The organism is Caballeronia terrestris (assembly GCF_001544515.1).
Taxonomy (GTDB): domain Bacteria; phylum Pseudomonadota; class Gammaproteobacteria; order Burkholderiales; family Burkholderiaceae; genus Caballeronia; species Caballeronia terrestris.
The window spans coordinates 62,155-80,619 of record NZ_FCOL02000009.1 but is presented as its reverse complement, the minus strand read 5'-3'; the positions used below and the strand labels follow the sequence as shown (position 1 = coordinate 80,619).

Genomic DNA, 18,465 nt, shown 5'->3' with positions numbered 1-18,465 from the left:
ACGGGAAGAAAGCGAAAACCCCGCATTTTCCCACACACTCGGGCGACGCCCGCCGAATTGACAGTTCGGCGCTCAAGGAACTAACATGTGAACAGCTATTCATATGTTTTCTTTCGACCGCACATGGCTTCGCTTCCCAATGCTTCCGATGACCGTGTCGTCCCGCTTGCCGATCTGTTTCGCCTCCTCGGCGATCCGACGCGCCTTCGCATCGTGCTCGCGTGCGTCGACGAGAAGCGGGCGGTGGGAGCGATCGCGGAGGCGCTCGGGTTGTCGGCGTCGCTCGTCAGCCATCATTTGAGGCTGCTGCGCGCGGCGCGGATCGTGCGCGCGGAGCGGCAGGGCAAGCAGGTCTTCTATCTCGCCGCCGACCGGCATATCAGCGCGATGCTCGGCGAACTGCTGGAACATGTCGCCGAGCCGCAAACCGACTTCAGACCGGACAACGAGTAAATGAATACGCATTCGCACGGGCAGCACGAGCATGAGCACGAGCACGAGCACGGATATGCGCATGAAGAGCATGCGCACGGTCACGGCCACGCGCACAAAGAGCACTCGCAGGGCCACGACCACGCGCACGACCACGGCGGCCACGGCCATCACCACCATCACGCGCCGCAGGAAGGCCAGAGCGGCACGTTCGCGCTCGCCGTCGGGCTGAACATGCTGATCGTCGTCGTGCAGGCGGTGTACGGCTTCATCGCCCACTCGACGGCGCTCCTCGCCGACGCCGGCCACAATCTCTCCGACGTCCTCGGCCTCCTGCTCGCGTGGGGTGCGGTCTGGCTCGGCAAGCGCGAGCCGTCGCAGCGCTACACCTTCGGCCTCGGCAGCTCGTCGATTCTCGCGTCGCTCGCGAACGCCGCGCTTTTGCTCTTCGCGTGCGGCGCGATCGTGCTCGAATCGATTCAGCGGCTCCTGAACCCGGCGCCAGTCGCGGGCCTCGACGTCTTCATCGTCGCGACGCTCGGGCTGGTCGTGAACGGCTTCTCCGCGTGGCTCTTCATGCGCGGCAGCAAGGAAGACCTGAACGTGCGCGGCGCCTTCCTCCACATGGCCGCCGATGCCGCGATCTCCGCCGCCGTCGCGGTGAGCGGGCTCGTGATCCTGTTCTCGGGCTGGAGCTGGATCGATCCGCTGATGAGCCTCGTCGTGGTCTCGGTGATCGTGTATGGCACGTGGGGGCTCGGACGCGACGCGATGCGCCTCGCGATGGCCGCCGTCCCGCCGAGCGTCGACATGACGCGCATCCGGCAATATCTGTCCGATTTACCCGGCGTCGACGACGTGCACGACCTCCACGTCTGGGCCCTCTCCACGACCGAAAACGCGATGACGGCGCACCTCGTCATGCGCGCGGGCCATCCGGGCGATGCGTTCGTCGACGGCATCGTGGAGACATTGCGCGCCGACTATGCGATGCATCACGCGACGCTGCAAGTGGAGCTCGGCACGACGCATCATCATTGTGCGCTGCACACGCGCGGCTGATTCCGACCGATCTCCCGCCAGCCGAAACCGCGAACGAGCGGCGTACACTGATACGAACGTGACGTATCAGGGAGGAGTGCATGTTCGCCCCAAAGCTGAATCCGCACGACAAGCTCGACGTGGCGCCGGTGCTGATCGTCGGGGCGGGGCCGACGGGTCTCGCCGCCGCCATGAGTCTCGCGCGCGCGCACATTCCGGTTCGGCTCATCGACAAGGCGCGTGCGCCGTCGCCGTATTCGCGCGCGATCGGCATTCAGGCGCGCACGCTCGAACTCTTCGAGCAGCATCGCATCGTCAAGCCGTTTCTTGAAAAGGGGCATCGCGCGCGGGTCGCCAATCTGTATTCGAACGGTCAGCGGCTCGCGCGGCTCGACTTCGATCCGCTGCAGACGCGCTATCCCTATCTTCTTTTTCTCGAACAGTCCGAAACCGAGCGGCTCCTCACCGAGCATCTGGCGAGCTTCGGCGTGTGGATTGAGCGCGGCGTCGAGCTGCACGATTTCTCGCAGGGCGCGGCGGGCGTGCAGGCGTCGCTGCGTCATCCGAACGGACGCGAGGAAACGCTGCGGCCGTCGTACATGATCGCCGCAGATGGTGCGCACAGTCTGGTGCGGCATCGGCTCGATATCGGCTTCACGGGCAAGACCTTCGAGCAGACCTTTCTTCTCGCCGACCTGCAAGTCGATTCCGACTGGGCCGACGATGAGTTCCACATTTTCGCGTCAGGCGAGGGCCTGGCTGCGCTCTTCCCGATGGGCAACGATCGCGCGCGGCTGATCGCGGACCTGCACGTCGCGCCCGAATCCGACCACGGCCCGACGCTCGACGACTGCCGCGCGATCGTCGAGCGGCGAGTGCATCATCGCGTGACGCTGTCGAGCATCGGCTGGTCGTCGTATTTCCGGCTGAACAGCCGCATGGTGGACAGGCTGCGCGTCGAGCGCATCTTTCTCGCGGGCGATGCCGCGCATGTCCACAGCCCGGCCGGCGCGCAGGGCATGAACACGGGCATCCAGGAAGCGCTCAACCTCGGCTGGAAGATCGCGCGGATGCTCTCCGGCGGCGCGTCCGATCGCCTGCTCGACACCTATCACGCGGAGCGCCATCCGATCGAGCGCGACGTGCTGCGGCAATCGAGCATGCTCACGCAGATGGCGAGCGCCGAGCACGGTCCGATGAAGCTGATCCGCGATCACGTGATGCCCGCGCTCTCCGCGATCGGCCCGCTGCGCGACGCGATGCGGCGTACTGTGAGCGAGCTGTCGATCCAGTACCGGCGCAGTCCGCTGACGATGGAGCGTCTGCTCGATGGCGGCCCGCGCGCGGGCGAGCGGGCGCCGGATGCGCGGGTGCACGTGGTCGATGGGCCGCTCGGGCGCGTGCCGGGCTTTGGCTGTCTTTTCGACCTGCACGATCCCGGGTACTTTTCGCTGTTCCTGCTGGTGACTCCCGAAGGCGAGGACGACATCGCGCTCGCGCCCGCGACCATCACGGTGGCGCACGCGATGCGCGACCCCGATCTCGATGGGCTGGGCGGTCAGATGGAGAGGGTGTTGCCCAACGCGGTGCGCGTGTGGCGTATCACGGACGTCATGCAGGGAGAAGGCGCGCAGTCGCTCACCGACAATTACGGACGCACGCGGCCATCGTTTTATCTCGTGCGGCCGGACGGCTATATCGCGGCGCGCGGACGGGCGCCGTCGGATGTGCACGGACTTCTGCGACATTGCGAGACGTGGTTCAGCGCGAACGCGAGCGCCGCCGATGCGGCGCCCGAGCACGAGTACAAGGAAGACTAGGCCGCTGGAGCCTTGGCAGGCGTCAGATCCTGCCGATGCTCGATCAGCGCCTCGTGCACGATCGGCGTCATCGTGGCGCTCACTTCAGGATCATCGAGCGCGTTGAGGATCGCGAGCCGCATGCGCGGCTCCCAGAAGCGGCGAATGTGATCGGCGATGCTGTCGGTCGCTTCGTGCTGGTCCGGCAGCGAATCGAAAAAATCGCCGATGCGGTTCGCCATGTCGATCAGGTTGGCTACGTCCATTTTTCTTTCCTATTTCCCTGAGGTCGTGACGAGCGCGCCTTCTTCCGTACGCATCTCCAGCAGGCCGAGCTGCTGCGAGTTGAAGCGCGAGTAGTCCTTCTGCCATTGCGACGGCTGCTCGACCGGCATCACCTGCACTGCCGTCACCTTGTATTCCGGACAGTTGGTCGCCCAGTCGGAGGAGTCGGTGGTGATTACGTTCGCGCCCGATTCCGGGAAGTGGAACGTCGTGTAGACGACGCCCGGCTGCATCCGCTCGGTGATCTTCGCGCGCAAGACGGTCTGCCCCGCACGCGATTCGATGCCGACCCAGTCGCCCGTCTTGATGCCGCGATCCTCGGCATCGACCGGATGAAGCTCCAGCCGGTCCTCGTCGTGCCAGCGCGAGTTCTCCGTGCGCCGCGTCTGCGCGCCGACGTTGTACTGCGACAGGATGCGCCCCGTCGTCAGCAGCAGCGGGAACTTGCGCGTGACCTTCTCCGGCGTCGCGACGAACTTCGTGATGACGAAGCGCCCCTTGCCGCGCACGAATTCGTCGATGTGCATCGTCGGCGTGCCTTCCGGCGCCGATTCGTTGCACGGCCACTGGATGCTGCCGAGCTCGTCGAGCCGCTTGTACGACACACCGTGGAACGTCGGCGTGAGACGCGCGATCTCGTCCATGATCTGCGACGGATGCGTGTAGCCCATCTCGTAGCCGAGCGCGCGGGCGAGCAGGATCGTCACTTCCCAGTCGGCGTAGCCGGCGAGCGGCGGCATGACCTTGCGCACGCGCGAGATGCGGCGCTCGGCGTTGGTGAACGTGCCGTCCTTTTCCAGGAACGTCGCGCCCGGAAGCAGCACGTGCGCGTACTTCGCCGTCTCGTTCAGGAAGATGTCCTGCACGACGATGCACTCCATCGACGACAGCGCACCCGTCACGTGATGCGTGTTCGGATCGGACTGGACGATGTCCTCGCCCTGGCAGTAGAGGCCCATGAACGTGCCGTGCGACGCGGCATCGAACATGTTCGGAATGCGCAGGCCCGGCTCCGATTGCAGCTTGCAGTCCCACGCTTCCTCGAAGAGGGCGCGCGTCGCGGCGTCGCTGATATGGCGGTAGCCCGGCAGTTCGTGCGGGAACGAGCCCATGTCGCACGAGCCCTGCACGTTGTTCTGGCCGCGCAGCGGATTCACGCCGACGCCTTCGCGCCCGATGTTGCCCGTCGCCATCGCGAGGTTCGCGATGCCCATCACCATCGTCGAGCCTTGCGCGTGTTCCGTGACGCCCAGGCCGTAGAAGATCGCCGAGTTGCCAGGCCGCGCGTAGATGCGTGCGGCTTCGCGCACCAGATGCGCGGGGACGCCGGTGATGGCTTCCATCGCTTCGGGCGAGTTCTCCTCGTGCGAGACGAAGTCGCGCCATTGACCGAACGCGCGCGCTTCGCAGCGCTCGGCGACGAACGCTTCGTTGACGAGCCCTTCGGTCACGATCACGTGCGCGATCGCGTTGATGATCGCGACGTTGGTGCCGGGCCGCAGCGCCAGGTGATGTGACGCCTTGATGTGCGGGCCGTCGACGATATCGGTGCGGCGCGGATCGATCACGATCAGTTGCGCGCCTTCACGGATGCGCTTTTTCATGCGCGACGCGAAGACCGGATGGCCGTCGGTCGGATTCGCGCCGATCACGACGATCACGTCCGATTTCTCGACCGACGCGAACGTCTGCGTGCCCGCCGATTCGCCGAGCGTCGTCTTGAGGCCATAGCCGGTCGGCGAGTGGCAGACGCGCGCGCAGGTATCGACGTTGTTGTTGCCGAACGCCGCGCGCACGAGCTTCTGCACGAGGTACGTTTCCTCGTTCGTACAGCGCGACGACGTGATCCCGCCGATCGAATCGCGGCCGTACTTGTCCTGGATGCGGCGGAATTCGCTCGCCGCGTATTTGAGCGCTTCGTCCCATGACACTTCGCGCCACGGATCGGTGATCTTCGCGCGGATCATCGGCTTGGTGATGCGGTCCTTGTGCGTCGCGTAGCCCCACGCGAAGCGGCCCTTCACGCACGCGTGGCCTTCGTTCGCCTGGCCGTTCTTGTTCGGCACCATGCGCACCACCGTGCTGCCTTTCATCTCCGCCTTGAGCGAGCAGCCGACGCCGCAGTACGCGCACGTCGTCACGACCGAATGCTCCGGCTGGCCGAGCATGATGACGGTCTTTTCCTGCAGCGTGGCGGTCGGGCACGCGGCGACGCACGCGCCGCACGACACGCACTCCGATTCCATGAACGGCACGTTTTCACTCGCGGCGACGCGCGATTCGAAGCCGCGCGCGGCGATCGTCAGCGCGAAGGTGCCTTGCGTTTCCTCGCAGGCTCGCACGCAGCGATTGCAGACGATGCACTTCGACGCATCGTAGGTGAAGTACGGGTTCGACTCGTCTTTCTTGTCCTTCAGGTGGTTCTTGCCTTCGTAGCCGTAGCGCACTTCCCGCAGGCCGACGACGCCAGCCATGTCCTGCAGTTCGCAGTCGCCGTTGGCGGGGCAGGTGAGGCAGTCGAGCGGGTGATCGGAGATGTAGAGCTCCATCACGTTCTTGCGCAGCGACTGCAGGCGGTCGCTTTGTGTGCGCACCTTCATGCCCGCTTCGACCGGTGTCGTGCACGACGCGGGATAGCCGCGCTTGCCTTCGATCTCGACGAGACACAGGCGGCACGAGCCGAACGGTTCGAGCGAATCCGTCGCGCAGAGCTTCGGCACGTTGACGCCAGCTTCGATCGCCGCGCGCATCACCGAGGTGCCGGCCGGCACCGTGACCGCTTCGCCGTCGATTTCGAGCGTCACGTCGATGTCGGCGTGGCGCAGCGGCGTGCCGTAGTCGGTGAAGTCGAAGGGATCGCCCTTTTGCACCGATGCCGCGCTCTTGCACGCGCAATTTCCGGAGCCGCAGCCGTTGTTCGTGTTGGACATGTCTTTTGTCTCCATTTGGCCAGCGCTTTACTCGCTGGCCCATGCAATCTGGTTGCTATGCCGCTTTCTTGGACGGCGCTTTCGCAAGACCGAAGTCTTCGGGGAAATGGTCGAGCGCCGACAGCACCGGGAAGGGCGTCATGCCGCCCATCGCGCAGAGCGAGCCGGACACCATCGTGTCGCACAGGTCGCGCAGCAGCGTGACCTGTTTCGGGGACGTATCGCCCGAGCGGATCTTCGCGATCACCTCGACGCCGCGCGTCGAGCCGATCCGGCACGGCGTGCACTTGCCGCACGATTCGAGCGCGCAGAAATGCATCGCGTACTGGGCGAGGTCGGCGAGGTTCGACGTGTCGTCGTGGACGACGAGGCCGCCGTGGCCCACCACCGCACCGACTGCCGCGTAGGCTTCGTAGTCGAGCGGAATGTCCCACTGGCTTTCCGGCAGATACGTGCCGAGCGGGCCGCCCACCTGCACCGCGCGCGCCGGTCGGCCGCTCGCCGTGCCGTCGCCGTATTCGTAGACGAGTTCGCGCAGCGTCACGCCGAACGCGAGTTCGACGAGGCCACCTTGCCTGATGTTGCCCGCGAGCTGGAACGGCAGCGTGCCGCGCGAGCGTCCCATGCCGAAGTCGCGATAGAACGACGCGCCCTTCGCGAAGATGATCGGCACGGTCGCGAGCGTGATGACGTTGTTGATGACGGTCGGCTTGCCGTACAGGCCGACGAGCGCCGGCACCGGCGGCTTCGCGCGCACGATGCCACGCTTGCCTTCGAGCGATTCGAGCAGCGCCGTTTCCTCGCCGCAGACATACGCTCCCGCGCCTTTCGCCACTTCGAGCTCGAACGCGTGCGACGAACCGAGCACGCTTTGACCCAGCCAGCCGGCATCGCGCGCGCGGTCGATCGCGCGGTTGAGCGTCACGATCGAATGCGGATACTCGCTTCGCACGTAGATGTAGCCCTTCGTCGCGCCCGTCACGATGCCCGCGATGATCATCCCTTCGATCAGCACGTACGGATCGCTTTCCATGACGAGTCGGTCGGAGAACGTGCCGGAGTCGCCTTCGTCGGCGTTGCAGACGATGTACTTCTGGTCGCTGAGCGCGCCGCGCACCGTGCGCCATTTGATGCCGGCAGGGAACGCCGCGCCGCCGCGTCCGCGCAGGCCCGATTCGATCAGCGCTTCGCAGGCGGCATCGCCGTTCATGTCGAGCGCCTTCCGCAATCCTTCGATGCCGCCGTTCGCGACGTAGTCGTCGATCGAAAGCGGGTCCGTGATGCCGATGCGCGCGAACGTCAGGCGCTGCTGCTTCTTCAAATAAGGCAATTCGTCGACCACGCCGACATTTCTCTCATGCGCGGCGCCTTCGATGAACCCGGCATCGAAGAGCGCGGCGACTTCCTCAGCCTCGACATTCGAATAACCGATGCGGCCGTTCGCCGTCTCAACTTCGACGAGCGGTTCGAGCCACAGCAGGCCGCGCGAACCGTTGCGCACGATCTGGACGTCGATGCCGCGCGTGGTGGCTTCATCGGCGATGGCGGCAGCGACGGCGTCGGCGCCGAGCGCGAGCGCGGACGAATCGCAGGGGACGTAGATGCGTGTCATGCCGTTTCCTCCGATTTCGTGCGGGCCTCTGCGGCCGCGAATAGCCGGTCGAACTTCTGCGGCGTGACCTTGGCGTACAGCTCGCCATTGATCATCATCGACGGCGACAGCGCGCACTGGCCGAGGCAGAACACCGATTCGAGCTCGGTTTCCTCGTGATGGCCGCTGTCGAACTTGCAGCCTGTGTGGCCTTCGACATGCTGCGCCAGCGCTTCCGTGCCCATGCTGCGGCACGCTTCAGCGCGGCACAACTGCACGGTGACGCGCGCAGGCGGCTCCGACCGGAAATGATGGTAGTAGGTGATGACGCCGTGAACCTCGGCGCGTGAGAGCGAAAGCGCCTGCGCCAGATGCGGAACGGTCGCGGGCGGCACGAAGCCGACGTCGTCCTGGATCGCATGCAGGATCGCCATCAGCGTGGCGCCCTGGGTGGCATGGCGGCGCACGAGCTCATCGGGCGCGGGTACGGCTTGCTGCGGGTGTGTCATGGGGCTCCTCCAACGCTCGGTATATGTTTATCGTGTGCATATTAGAGACTTATAATTTGTGCACCGAGCCGATGAAGTGAACAATAGGCGCCGTGATATATCTTGGCAATAGGAACCGGGAGTGCATATGGTCGATGTCCAATGCCGTGCAGAACTCGTGCTGCGCGACGCCGATGGCCGGGAAACCAGTCTCAGCGCGGTTGTGCCGCTTTTGCTGCTCGTTTCCCAGACTGGGAGCATCGCCAATGCCGCGTCCGCTAAGGGTTTGTCCTATCGGCACGCATGGGGCTTGTTGCGCGAAATCGAGGCCCGTCTGGGCGGCGCGCTGATCACGAAATCGCGTGGGCGCGGGTCGGTGCTGTCGGAACTCGGCGAATCGGTTTTGCGCGCGCAGCGTATTTCCGGCGAACGGCTCGACGCGCCGCTGCAATCGGTCGCGACTGAAGTCGCGCATGAGCTGAACCGGCGCCTCGCACGCGAAGCTGCGCAAGTGCGCATTCACGCGTCGCACGGCTACGCGGTCGCGACGCTCGTGCGCGCGCTCGGCGTCGAGCGCATTCCCGTCGACATCAAATATCGCGAGAGCGCCGAAGCCGTCAGCGCACTGGCACGCGGCGAGTGCGAACTCGCGGGATTTCACCTGCCGGTCGGCGAATTCCGTTCGACCTGCGCGCAGATCTACCGAGAGTTCCTCGATCCGGAACGGCATCAGCTCATTCACCTCACGCGCCGCACGCAAGGGCTTTTCCTGCCGAAGGGCAACCCGAAACACATCGAAGGCTTGCACGACCTCGCACGCGACGACGTGCGCTTCGTCAACCGCCAGCCGGGCTCGGGCACGCGGATGCTGCTGGATCTGTCGCTGAGAAGCATCGGCGTCGATCCGGACCAGATCAACGGCTACGCGACCACCGAACTTACGCACTCGGCGATCGCCGCGTTCGTCGCGAGCGGCATGGCCGACCTGGGCTTCGGCGTGCAGCCCGCGGCGCAGCATTTCGCGCTCGACTTCATCCCGGTGATCGACGAGGACTACTTCTTCGCCTGCGAACGCTCGCGGCTGAACGAAGCGCGGCTCGCGAGCGTGCTCGACGTCCTGAGAAGCGATGCGTTCAACGTGAGCGTCGCGCATCTTGAAGGCTACGATCCGGCGCGCTGCGGCTTGTTGGTCGGCGTGGAGGAGGGTTTGAGCGGTGCGTGAGGCGTAGCTGCTGGCTTTCTCGAAACGAACGGTAAAATTAACGCTTTGCCGGGCGCTGCCCTGCGTCTCAAATTACGTTAACCTAGCGCCTTGCCGTTCACGTCTTAGCGCGACTCGAAACCGCGCCACATCTCGCCATGAAATTGCCTCTTATTGCTTCCACGTGCGCCGCGCTCGTCGCAGGCGCGGTTTATCTTGCCCCGGTCGCTTTCGCGCAAAACTCGCCGGGTGTTCCCGGCGGCGTCCTGCAGGAGCAGTTCCGCCTGAATGAGCACCCGCAAATGCCGTTCGCCGCGTCCGCGCCCAGCGACAAATATCAGCAAGGCAAGTCCGCCGCACGCCGCCGCGCCGACAACGGCGACCCGAACGGCTGCAACCTGAAGTGCCCGAAGGACACGGAGTAATTCCCCCGGCGCAGGTTCACGGTCGCCGCGACTGTGAGCCCGCCGCATCCCCCCCAGATCGATTGGCTGAAAGCCGAATCGAATCGACCGAGGCGCCCGGAACAGGCGTCAGATGACACCCCGCTTACAGTCCGGCGACGCGTCCACGCGCCGTCCACGCCATCTCGCGCCCCAATTCAATAAACGCTGCACGGCGACCGAAAAACACTACGAGATGGCGGGCATTTGGTATGACGGGAGGAGTACCTTAAGTCAAGCGTGATCGATCGATATCCGATGACAAGCGACTTTTCCTCTTATAAACGATAAAAGAAGCGCGTCGGTTGCCCGGCATCCGCGCACGACACGGCGTCCGGCAGTTGGGGGAGAATGGTCCCAATGCCTGCCGGGCCACGGACGACGCTTCGGAATTGCCGAGGGACTGCATAAATGCGAATTCTCCAGGTCATACTGGCGCCGCGCCTGTCGGGGGCAGAAGTGCTTGTGAAGGGCGTCGCGATCGGCCACCAGCGGGCCGGCCACAGTGTGTGCATCGCATCGCTTCTGCCGCAGCACAGCGACTTCGAGCACATCAGCGACGAACTTCGCACGCACGGCGTGATGTGCCTGTTCCCGAAGAAGAGCCATCGCAAGATCGGCAGGCTGCTGTTCCTCTATCAGGCGATTCGCACGTTCAAGCCCGACATCATCTTCGCGCATGCGACGATTCCCGCCCTCTACGTGCGCGCGCTGCCGACGCGCGTGCCGATCGTCTGGGTGATGCACTCCGGCGCCAACGATTTCTCCAACTACGCGCTGCTGCGCGCCGAGCGCCTGCTGTCCGGCCGCGCGAAGGCGGTGATCGGCGTGTCGCAGAAAAATATCGACGATTACGTGAAGGAGATCGGCACGCATCCGTCGATGATGGTGGTGCCGAACGGCGTCGATATTTCGCGTTTCACCGACGACGTCGCCCCCGTTCCGGTCGCGCACAAGCAGATCGTGCAGGTCGGGCGCTATATCCCCGAAAAGAACCAGTTGCAGACGGTGCATGCGTTCGCGCGCGTCGCCCAAGCCGATCCGGACGCGCGCCTGCTCCTGTGCGGCGTGATCGAGAACCTGGCGTATCACGCGGCGGTGGTCGATCTCGTCGCGAAGCTGGCGCTGCAGGAGCGCGTGGTGATCGACGGGCCGCAGATGAATGTCGCGCAGATTTTGCGGGCGTCGGCGGCGTTTGCGATGCCGTCGAGTTTCGAGGCGCATAGCATCGGATTTCTGGAGGCGCTGGCGTCGGGTATTCCGGTCGTCGCGAATTCGATTCCGTCTTTTGCGTTCGCGAGCAATTTCCCGGGCGTGCAACTGCTCGATACCAACGATGCCGATGCCTACGGCCGTGCGCTGCTCGAATCGCTCTCGGAGCCGCGCGCGACGCGGCCGCTCCACGGGTTCACGCTGCAAAGCACCGCCGACCGCTATCTGGCGATCGCGCGGGAAGTGCTGAATTTGCGGGTGGCGGCGGGTTGAGTTTTTAACGCCGTTATTGCGCCAGCGACCTCAGCCACAGCGATTCCGAATACAACCCCGGCAGATTGCCCCAGATCTGCACCGGCCCAAGCCTCGACGGCCCGACGAAGTCGTAACCCCACAAGCTCGGCTCCCCGCCCGTGAAATAGAACTCGCCGAGCGTCGCGTTGGCACGCTTGAAGAGCATCAGCGTCGCGCGGTCGTTGCGGCGGATGAGCGCGGGCATCGAATCGGCCCAGGACGCGTCGGCGAGCGTCGCGACGCGCACTGGCGCACCATTCTTGATCTTCCACACGTCGATGCTCGCGCTGTCGCCGCGCGGCTGTAGCACGACGAGATCGTCGATGCCGTCGCCGTCCACGTCGCCCGCTGCCACTTTCACTGCTGATGGCGTGAACTGAGGGTAGGGCGTGCCGCGTTCGGGCGCGGCGAACGCGCCGCCGGTGTTCGCGATCCGCGTGACGGCGAGCGCAGAATTCATGTTTTCGATCGCCATCAAGCCCACGCGCGTTGATCCCGCGACGCGCGCCGGCAGAAAACGCGCGGCGGCATCAAGCTGGGGAGCTTCGAGCCAGCGTACCGGCGCGCTCCCGGTCGAATTCGCGTTGCCCGCGAGCATCCACAGGTCGAGGCCGGTATCCGGACGCTTCTGCGCGATCACCACGTCCGCGCGACCGTCGCCGTTGAAGTCGGCGGCGACGTACTGCTGTGCTAGCGCGGGCGTCCATGCGGCACTCGTCTGATACCAGAGACGCGGTGTATCGAAGCGGCTGCCGGTGCTGCGTAGCAGCCAGAACGCGGTGCCGCCGTTACGCGGTGTCACGACCATCAGATCGGCGCGTCCGTCGCCGTCGAAATCCGCGACGAGAAAGCGCGCGCCGTCGAAGCAGAGCGTGTCGGCGCGGCACGTCGGCGCGGTGGCCTCGTGATCGAACGGAACCGCGTTCAGGTACCACGGCATCGCGCCCTCGAATCGCGACATCTCCGCGACCCACACGTTGAAGCCCGGCCCGTCCTTGCGACGCTGGACGTAGACCGTGCTGTCGCGGCCCGCGCCGCGGACGTCGCCATAGAGCGCACCTTCCTCGCGCGTGTCGGTCCACTGCGAGTGCGGCGAGATCGCCCAGCGATATTCGGCGGTCAGCAGCGAACAGCGTCCCGCCGATACCGCGCCGTTCACCGCGCCGAGGCAATGCCCGAGCGGTGTGTAGACGAGCCCGAAATCCCATGGCGTCCAGCGTTGGGCGGCCGCGCTTGGGTCGCAGGCTTCCTCGACGAGGCGTCCGTCGCGTTCGGCGATGCACTGGCGCGTCGCCTCATTGACGAGTTGCGCGTCGTTCTTGTCGCCGGGCGTGACGGGGAGCGGCTGCCAGTGCCAGTTCTGCGTGGCGGCGCCCGAGCACGCCGCGAGACGCGGACTTTTCCCCGCGCCGCCGCCGGAGCCGAGGCACTGGCTCGAATACTCGTTGACGAGCTGGATCGGCTTCGGCTGAAATTCGGCGCCGGCGTCGCCGGCGCGCGCGGCGCTCCAGTAGCGGCGCGCGACCCAGTTGCCGTCCCACTGGTATTCGCCGAAGACGTGGCCGGCGTCGTTTCCGTCGATCGCGAAATAGCTGCCGACGACGTCGCGCTTCTTCAGCGTCTCGGCGGCGCTGAGGTTTTTCGGCAGGCCGCCGGTCGGATAGGTGACGTGATAGCCGATCGGCAGGTCACGGTTTAGCCCCTGCGCGACGACGCGAGCGATCCTTGCGGCGTAGATGTGGTCCGGATGCTCGATGAACGGGACGGTGTCCGGATTGAGCGTGTAGAGCTCGGTCGCCGGCGACAGGATCGCGCGCATCGTGGCGATCAGTGCGGCGCGGTCGTAGGTCGTGGCGCCTGTGCCGCCGGCGTTCATCGGATAGGTGGTGAGCGTCTCGCCGCGGTCCCACAGAAGACCGAGCGGCACCTTGCCGCCGCGTACGGCGCCGCCGGGCAGGCGCAATTCGAGGAGTTTGACCTTCGGCTGCGCTTTTAGCACGAGTTCGTGGACCGGCTTGCCGGCGAAGACGGGGTTGGATTCGACCCACTCGTCGGGCACGCCCGCCATGCGCGCATAGGCGAGCTTCGTGCCGGTCTCGCGTAGCAGCACGTAGTCGAACTTGGCGCCGTTCGCGCCGCCGATCAGATGCACGACGGTGACGCACCAGCCGGCATTGAGCTTGTCGCTGATGCCGGGGTTGACGAAGAGGAGGTCGTCATCGAGATGCGCGACGACGGTGACGAGCGTGCCGGCGTGGCAATCGGCGGTTTCGGCTGCTTTCGCGTGCAGTGGCATCAGCGCCGCGAAGAAGGCGAAGAGGAGCGCGATCGACATCGACTTCACGTGGCGCATGCGTACTCCGTGAACGCTGAATTAGCGCGGCAAAGCAGAAGAGTGCCGCCGACGGGCGACACAGTCAGTGCTCAAGCGTACATGTATGAAGTTTCGATGGAGTACGCGAAGTTGTCGATCAGTGAGTTGGCTCCGGCTTATCGATTCCCGCTGCGCCATTTATAAAGTTTTTTTAGATTCTGCCGTTAGCCCGATTACGGATCGATCTGCGGATGTTTGGAGATTGAGGGTGGCGTGACGAATGTCGGGGCGAAAAAACAAAGCCCCGATGTGCTCGTAACACAATCGGGGCTACTAATCCCGCCGTCTGCGCCGAAGCACGGGACCGGCGTGGAGTTTACTGTAGCAACGTTCGGTTGATAAACCGAGTTACGGTCATACCCGCATTCAGTTATCGAGTGCGGCCCTCCGCAGCATCTGTCCTGCTCGACAGGTTTTACATCGAGCCCACAACACCTACTACAAAGGAATTCTCAGATGCGCAAATTCTTCAAACTGTTTGTCCGCGACGAGCGCGGCGTCAGCGCCATGGAATACGCTGTCCTCGCGGGTATCGTGGTGATCGCTCTCGGTGGCATGGCGGTCACGTTCAAGGACAGCATCAAAACCATGTATGACGATCTGTTCACGAAAGTAACGACTTCACAGGGGACGTAAGGGTATGCGGGCGCAATAGCCGTTGCGCCCTTGCATCATCCGCTTTCCTTGCCGGGGTGCAATTCCTGCACCCTTTCTGCGTTTGATTCTCCCTCTCAGCTGGTGTCCCGGCGACGCCCGGATTTCGACCCTTCCCCGGCTTGCCGATTCCACGCCGCGCTGCACATGCGGCCCAGGAACTGCTCGCGGGCGTTGGACAACCGTGCTTCGAAGGGTCTGTGAGAGCCTCGAGCCGCTCGCTGTCACCGTCGATCTGACGGCCGGTCGTCAACGCGTTCCAGCCGACAAACGCGCCGTTGGCCCAATCTTGAAATTACAGCGCGGTTCTCTAGTGGTCCCGCGCGTGCACTGCGCAGTCCATCAATCGCCGAATTTCGCTTTCGGCGGAAGCGGTGATATCGGCGTAGGTCCAGTTTTGCTCGTTCGAGTTGAGACGCCCGTGCGCTTCTCCGCATTTCTTGAGGTCGTTCGCATCAACGGCTACAGCGATTTTCTTGCGCGCCTCATCCCGCGTGCGACGTGCCTCGCTGAGTGTGAGCACCGGATAGGTGCCGAAGGCAAGCGTCCATTTCTTGTCGTCGAGACGATATATGAGCATTTATCGTTTTGAGTCGGCAGGGGTGATGAGCAAGTGCAAGCCGCCGCCGTCGGAAATCTTTCTGCTGTCTCCCGTTTGGCTGGGCTTTACGGATTGCGAGATCGGTCAGAGGCATTGGCATGCGCCGCGGTGGCGCCCTTGGGGGTGGGGGGTCGACTTTCCAAGCCGTCGAAAAACCCCCAGGAAAACCCCCTTTAAGGGGGACTGAAGGTGACGACCTGTGACAGAGTCTGAATGTGATTTGCAGAAAAAAACCCCGAAAGCCAAGGCCGTCGGGGTTTAAGTGGGGCAGCTTGAGGGTCTATGAAACCCCCTGAACACTAAGATTGGTGGAGGCGGCGGGAATCGAACCCGCGTCCAGTAGCGCTCTACGACCAGTTCTACATACTTAGTTCTGTCATTTGATTTAGCCATAAAGACGCGGACGAACACGCTTCCTTACAGCGATTCACTAAATTTTCGACCTTGGCGTCGTGACGCCGACAAGGCTTAACTGACGTATATGACCTCTCTCGGTATTGCTACCGGTCTTGCGACTCTAGTCCGTCAGTGAACTAGGGAGAGGCAGGCGGCCCTTAGGCTGCCAGTGCGAACGTTTCGTCGTTTGCAGTTACGTTTTTCCCATTGATTAACGAGGTGACGGGTCCTCGGTATGCCCTAGCCGCTTTGCAACCCCTGTCGAAACCAGGTCGCCCCCAAAGCGAAAGTAAATTATCCCACGAAAAGCCGATATCAGGCGAATCGGCGTGCTTTCAATGCGCCCCGCGTAGAGCGTTCTAGCCGATGTCGCGCAGCAACTGCTGCAGCTCGAACGGCGAATCGACGACATGATTCGCATGCCAGCGGCGCGGCGGGATGTCGTCGCCGCAATAGCCGTAGGCCGCCGCGACCGTGATCATGCCCGCAGCGAACCCCGCCTGCACGTCGCGCAGGTCGTCGCCCACGTAGACGATGCGCTCCGGTGCCACGTCGAGCAGTTCCGCCGCGTGCAGGAGCGGCGCGGGGTGCGGCTTCGAATGCGGCGTGGTATCGCCGCAGACGAGGCACGCCGCACGCGTGTCGAGCCCGAGCAGCGCGACGAGCGGCTCGGAGTAGCGCGTCACCTTGTTGGTCACGATGCCCCAGCGCACGCCGCGTGCATCGAGCTGGTCGAGCAACACGTCGATGCCGGGAAAAAGCGTCGTCTCGATGCACAGATCCGCTTCGTAGTTGGCAAGGAACTCGTCGCGCATTGCCGGGAAATCAGGATGCTCCGGCCCGATTTCGAACGCGCCGCCGAGCAGCCCGCGCGCGCCCGCCGATGCGAACGGCCGCAGCATTTCAAGCGGCCGCATTTCGAGCCCGCGGTCGTGGCGCATCTTGTTGACGGCCGCGACGAGGTCCGGCGCGGTGTCGGCGATGGTGCCGTCGAGGTCGAACAGGACCGCCTGGCAGAGGCCCAGGCGGTCGTCGTCGATGAGTGCTTGCGGCAGCGGGGTAGGGTCGTCGGGCAGGACCGTCGGTTTTTGTTCGCCCGTCAGATCGTCGTGGTTCATGGCGTCAGGCTTCGCGGCGGCAAGCCATCAGGTAGTTGATGCTGGTGTCGCTGGAAAGGCCGAAGTGCTTGCTCAGCGGCCGGTACGTGATGCCCTTGATGTCGACCGGCGCTAGCTCGGCTGCGCGCGCGAAGCCCGCGAGCTCCGACGGCTTGATGAAGCGCGCGTAGTCGTGCGTGCCCTTGGGCAGCATCCGCGCGATGTACTCGGCGCCGATCACGGCGAAGAGATACGCCTTCGGATTGCGGTTCAGCGTGGAAAAGAACACCCAGCCGCCCGGCTTCACGAGCGACGCGCACGCCGCGACGGTGCCCGCCGGATTCGGCACGTGTTCGAGCATCTCCATGCAGGTGACGATGTCGTACGTGCCGGGTTCGCGTGCGGCAAGCGCCTCGGCCGAGATTTCCTCGTACGCGACTTCGACGCCGCTCTCGAGGCTATGCAGATCCGCGACGCCGAGCGCGCTCGTCGCGAGGTCGATGCCTTTGACAGTCGCGCCGCGCGTCGCCATCGATTCGGACAGAATGCCGCCGCCGCAGCCGATGTCGAGCACGCGCTTGCCCATCAGATGCGCGTGGGCGTCGATCCAGTCCAGCCGCACGGGATTCAGTTCGTGCAGCGGCTTGAACTCGGCGTTCGGGTCCCACCAGCGATGCGCGAGCTCGCTGAATTTCTGAAGTTCGTGGGGATCGACGTTCGTCATGGTGAAAGCAGCCTTCCTGATGTCGTGATGATTAGCCCCGAGTATATAGGCGCCGAATGGGGCGGGCAAAAGCGGTGGGTGGTGCGCCTGAGCGTCGCGCGGGGCAAACGGCTACCACGCCGGCGCCGAAACCACGCTCGCCGCGCGGACATAAAAAAACCCCCGCCGAGGCGGGGGTTCGATCCTGCGGTAACTCTTGCGCTATTACTGCGGAGCGCGCGAGGTACCCACAACTTCGACTTCCACGCGACGATCCGGTGCGAGGCAGGCGATGAGTTGCTTGCGGTTCTTCTGGTTGCAACCGGTCGTGACCGGGTTCTTCTTGCCCTTGCCTTCCGTGTAGATACGGTTGGCTTCGATGCCCTTGCTGACCAGGTATGCCTTGACAGCTTGAGCACGACGCAGGGACAGGCGATCGTTGTACTTGTCCGAACCGATGCGGTCGGTGTAGCCGGTAGCGACCACGACTTCCAGGTTCAGGCCGCCGATCTTCGATGCGAGATCGTCGAGCTTTTCCTTACCAGCCGGCTTCAGGACTGCCTTGTCGAAGTCGAACAGAGCGTCAGCTTGGTAGGTGACCTTTTGGCTCACGATAGCGGGCGGAGCGACCTGTGCCGGCGGCGTCGGTGCTGTAGCGACCAGCGCGCCGTCGCACTTTGCGTTTGCCGTGGCCGGCGTCCAGAACGCATCGCGCCAGCAAAGCTCGTTCGTGCCGTTCATCCACACGTATTCGCCCGTGCCGTTCACCCAGTTGTCGTTCACGGCTTGTCGCGATGCCGGCACCGACTGTGCCGAAGCCGATGCAGCCATAACTGCGGTAGCTGCAATGAACGCGAGCTTTGAAAGTTTATTCATATTTCTCCTCTCGAAATTGAGATTACCGCAGGTTTACTGCGAGCCTGT

General features: G+C 64.3%; 16 protein-coding genes and 1 other RNA gene. 7 read left to right on the top strand and 10 right to left on the bottom strand.

Features of this window, described 5'->3' with window-relative positions:
• The first annotated feature begins 123 nt into the window (after positions 1–123).
• From AWB67_RS10590 to AWB67_RS10580, 3 genes are all read left to right on the top strand, one after another.
• Positions 124–453, top strand: a complete 330-nt coding sequence (locus AWB67_RS10590; protein ID WP_087656280.1) for an ArsR/SmtB family transcription factor — start codon at positions 124–126, stop codon at positions 451–453.
• Positions 454–1,494, top strand: a complete 1,041-nt coding sequence (locus tag AWB67_RS10585; protein WP_087656197.1) for a cation diffusion facilitator family transporter — start codon at positions 454–456, stop codon at positions 1,492–1,494.
• An 80-nt stretch (positions 1,495–1,574) separates the two neighbouring features.
• Positions 1,575–3,293 (top strand): FAD-dependent monooxygenase, encoded by a 1,719-nt coding sequence (locus AWB67_RS10580; RefSeq protein WP_087656196.1) that lies wholly within the window; start codon positions 1,575–1,577, stop codon positions 3,291–3,293.
• Here the strand turns inward: AWB67_RS10580 and AWB67_RS10575 are convergent.
• Genes AWB67_RS10575 through AWB67_RS10560 form a run of 4 tightly spaced genes read right to left on the bottom strand, consistent with a single transcriptional unit; the run spans position 3,290 to position 8,587 of the window.
• Positions 3,290–3,538 carry a formate dehydrogenase subunit delta gene (locus AWB67_RS10575; protein ID WP_087656195.1) on the bottom strand — a complete coding sequence of 83 codons (249 nt, stop codon included), beginning with the start codon at positions 3,536–3,538 and terminating at the stop codon, positions 3,290–3,292. The two genes, AWB67_RS10580 and AWB67_RS10575, sit on opposite strands and share 4 nt — an antisense overlap.
• 9 nt (positions 3,539–3,547) lie before the next feature.
• The gene (gene fdhF / locus AWB67_RS10570) at positions 3,548–6,487 is read right to left on the bottom strand and encodes a formate dehydrogenase subunit alpha (RefSeq protein WP_087656194.1); all 2,940 of its coding nucleotides are present in this window, start codon (positions 6,485–6,487) and stop codon (positions 3,548–3,550) included.
• Between the two features lie 55 nt (positions 6,488–6,542).
• A complete protein-coding gene (locus tag AWB67_RS10565) occupies positions 6,543–8,099 on the bottom strand; it encodes an NADH-ubiquinone oxidoreductase-F iron-sulfur binding region domain-containing protein (protein ID WP_087656193.1) in 1,557 nt (518 codons plus the stop codon).
• On the bottom strand, positions 8,096–8,587 hold the full coding sequence (locus AWB67_RS10560) for an NAD(P)H-dependent oxidoreductase subunit E (RefSeq protein ID WP_087656192.1): 492 nt from the start codon (positions 8,585–8,587) through the stop codon (positions 8,096–8,098). The genes AWB67_RS10565 and AWB67_RS10560 overlap by 4 nt, the downstream gene beginning before the upstream one ends.
• A gap of 127 nt (positions 8,588–8,714) precedes the next feature.
• Between AWB67_RS10560 and AWB67_RS10555 the strand changes: the two genes are divergently transcribed.
• The 3 genes from AWB67_RS10555 to AWB67_RS10545 all read left to right on the top strand — a co-directional run bounded on the left by AWB67_RS10555 (position 8,715) and on the right by AWB67_RS10545 (position 11,695).
• Positions 8,715–9,788: a substrate-binding domain-containing protein gene (locus tag AWB67_RS10555; RefSeq protein ID WP_087656191.1), complete on the top strand. Its 1,074-nt coding sequence runs from the start codon at positions 8,715–8,717 to the stop codon at positions 9,786–9,788.
• 137 nt (positions 9,789–9,925) lie between these two features.
• Positions 9,926–10,192 (top strand): hypothetical protein, encoded by a 267-nt coding sequence (locus tag AWB67_RS10550; RefSeq protein ID WP_087656190.1) that lies wholly within the window; start codon positions 9,926–9,928, stop codon positions 10,190–10,192.
• 429 nt (positions 10,193–10,621) lie between these two features.
• Positions 10,622–11,695 (top strand): glycosyltransferase family 4 protein, encoded by a 1,074-nt coding sequence (locus tag AWB67_RS10545; protein WP_087656189.1) that lies wholly within the window; start codon positions 10,622–10,624, stop codon positions 11,693–11,695.
• Positions 11,696–11,708: 13 nt separating this feature from the next.
• On the opposite strand, the gene AWB67_RS10540 is transcribed toward AWB67_RS10545, so the two are convergent.
• Positions 11,709–14,069, bottom strand: coding sequence for an FG-GAP-like repeat-containing protein (locus tag AWB67_RS10540; protein WP_235025100.1), 2,361 nt, complete (start codon positions 14,067–14,069; stop codon positions 11,709–11,711).
• Positions 14,070–14,546: 477 nt separating this feature from the next.
• Here AWB67_RS10540 and AWB67_RS10535 point away from each other — a divergent pair, with 477 nt between their 5' ends.
• Complete coding sequence (locus tag AWB67_RS10535) at positions 14,547–14,726, top strand: Flp family type IVb pilin (RefSeq protein ID WP_087656188.1); 180 nt, start codon at positions 14,547–14,549, stop codon at positions 14,724–14,726.
• A 328-nt stretch (positions 14,727–15,054) separates the two neighbouring features.
• On the opposite strand, the gene AWB67_RS10530 is transcribed toward AWB67_RS10535, so the two are convergent.
• The 5 genes from AWB67_RS10530 to ompA form a co-directional block, all read right to left on the bottom strand.
• A complete protein-coding gene (locus AWB67_RS10530; RefSeq protein ID WP_087656187.1) occupies positions 15,055–15,324 on the bottom strand; it encodes an Arm DNA-binding domain-containing protein in 270 nt (89 codons plus the stop codon).
• A gap of 327 nt (positions 15,325–15,651) precedes the next feature.
• Positions 15,652–16,021, bottom strand: a transfer-messenger RNA (tmRNA) gene (gene ssrA, locus AWB67_RS10525).
• 79 nt (positions 16,022–16,100) lie between these two features.
• Complete coding sequence (locus tag AWB67_RS10520; protein ID WP_087656186.1) at positions 16,101–16,859, bottom strand: HAD family hydrolase; 759 nt, start codon at positions 16,857–16,859, stop codon at positions 16,101–16,103.
• Between the two features lie 4 nt (positions 16,860–16,863).
• A complete protein-coding gene (gene ubiG / locus AWB67_RS10515; protein WP_087656185.1) occupies positions 16,864–17,562 on the bottom strand; it encodes a bifunctional 2-polyprenyl-6-hydroxyphenol methylase/3-demethylubiquinol 3-O-methyltransferase UbiG in 699 nt (232 codons plus the stop codon).
• Between the two features lie 204 nt (positions 17,563–17,766).
• Positions 17,767–18,417, bottom strand: a complete 651-nt coding sequence (ompA, locus tag AWB67_RS10510) for an outer membrane protein OmpA (RefSeq protein WP_087656184.1) — start codon at positions 18,415–18,417, stop codon at positions 17,767–17,769.
• Between the last annotated feature and the right edge of the window lie 48 nt (positions 18,418–18,465).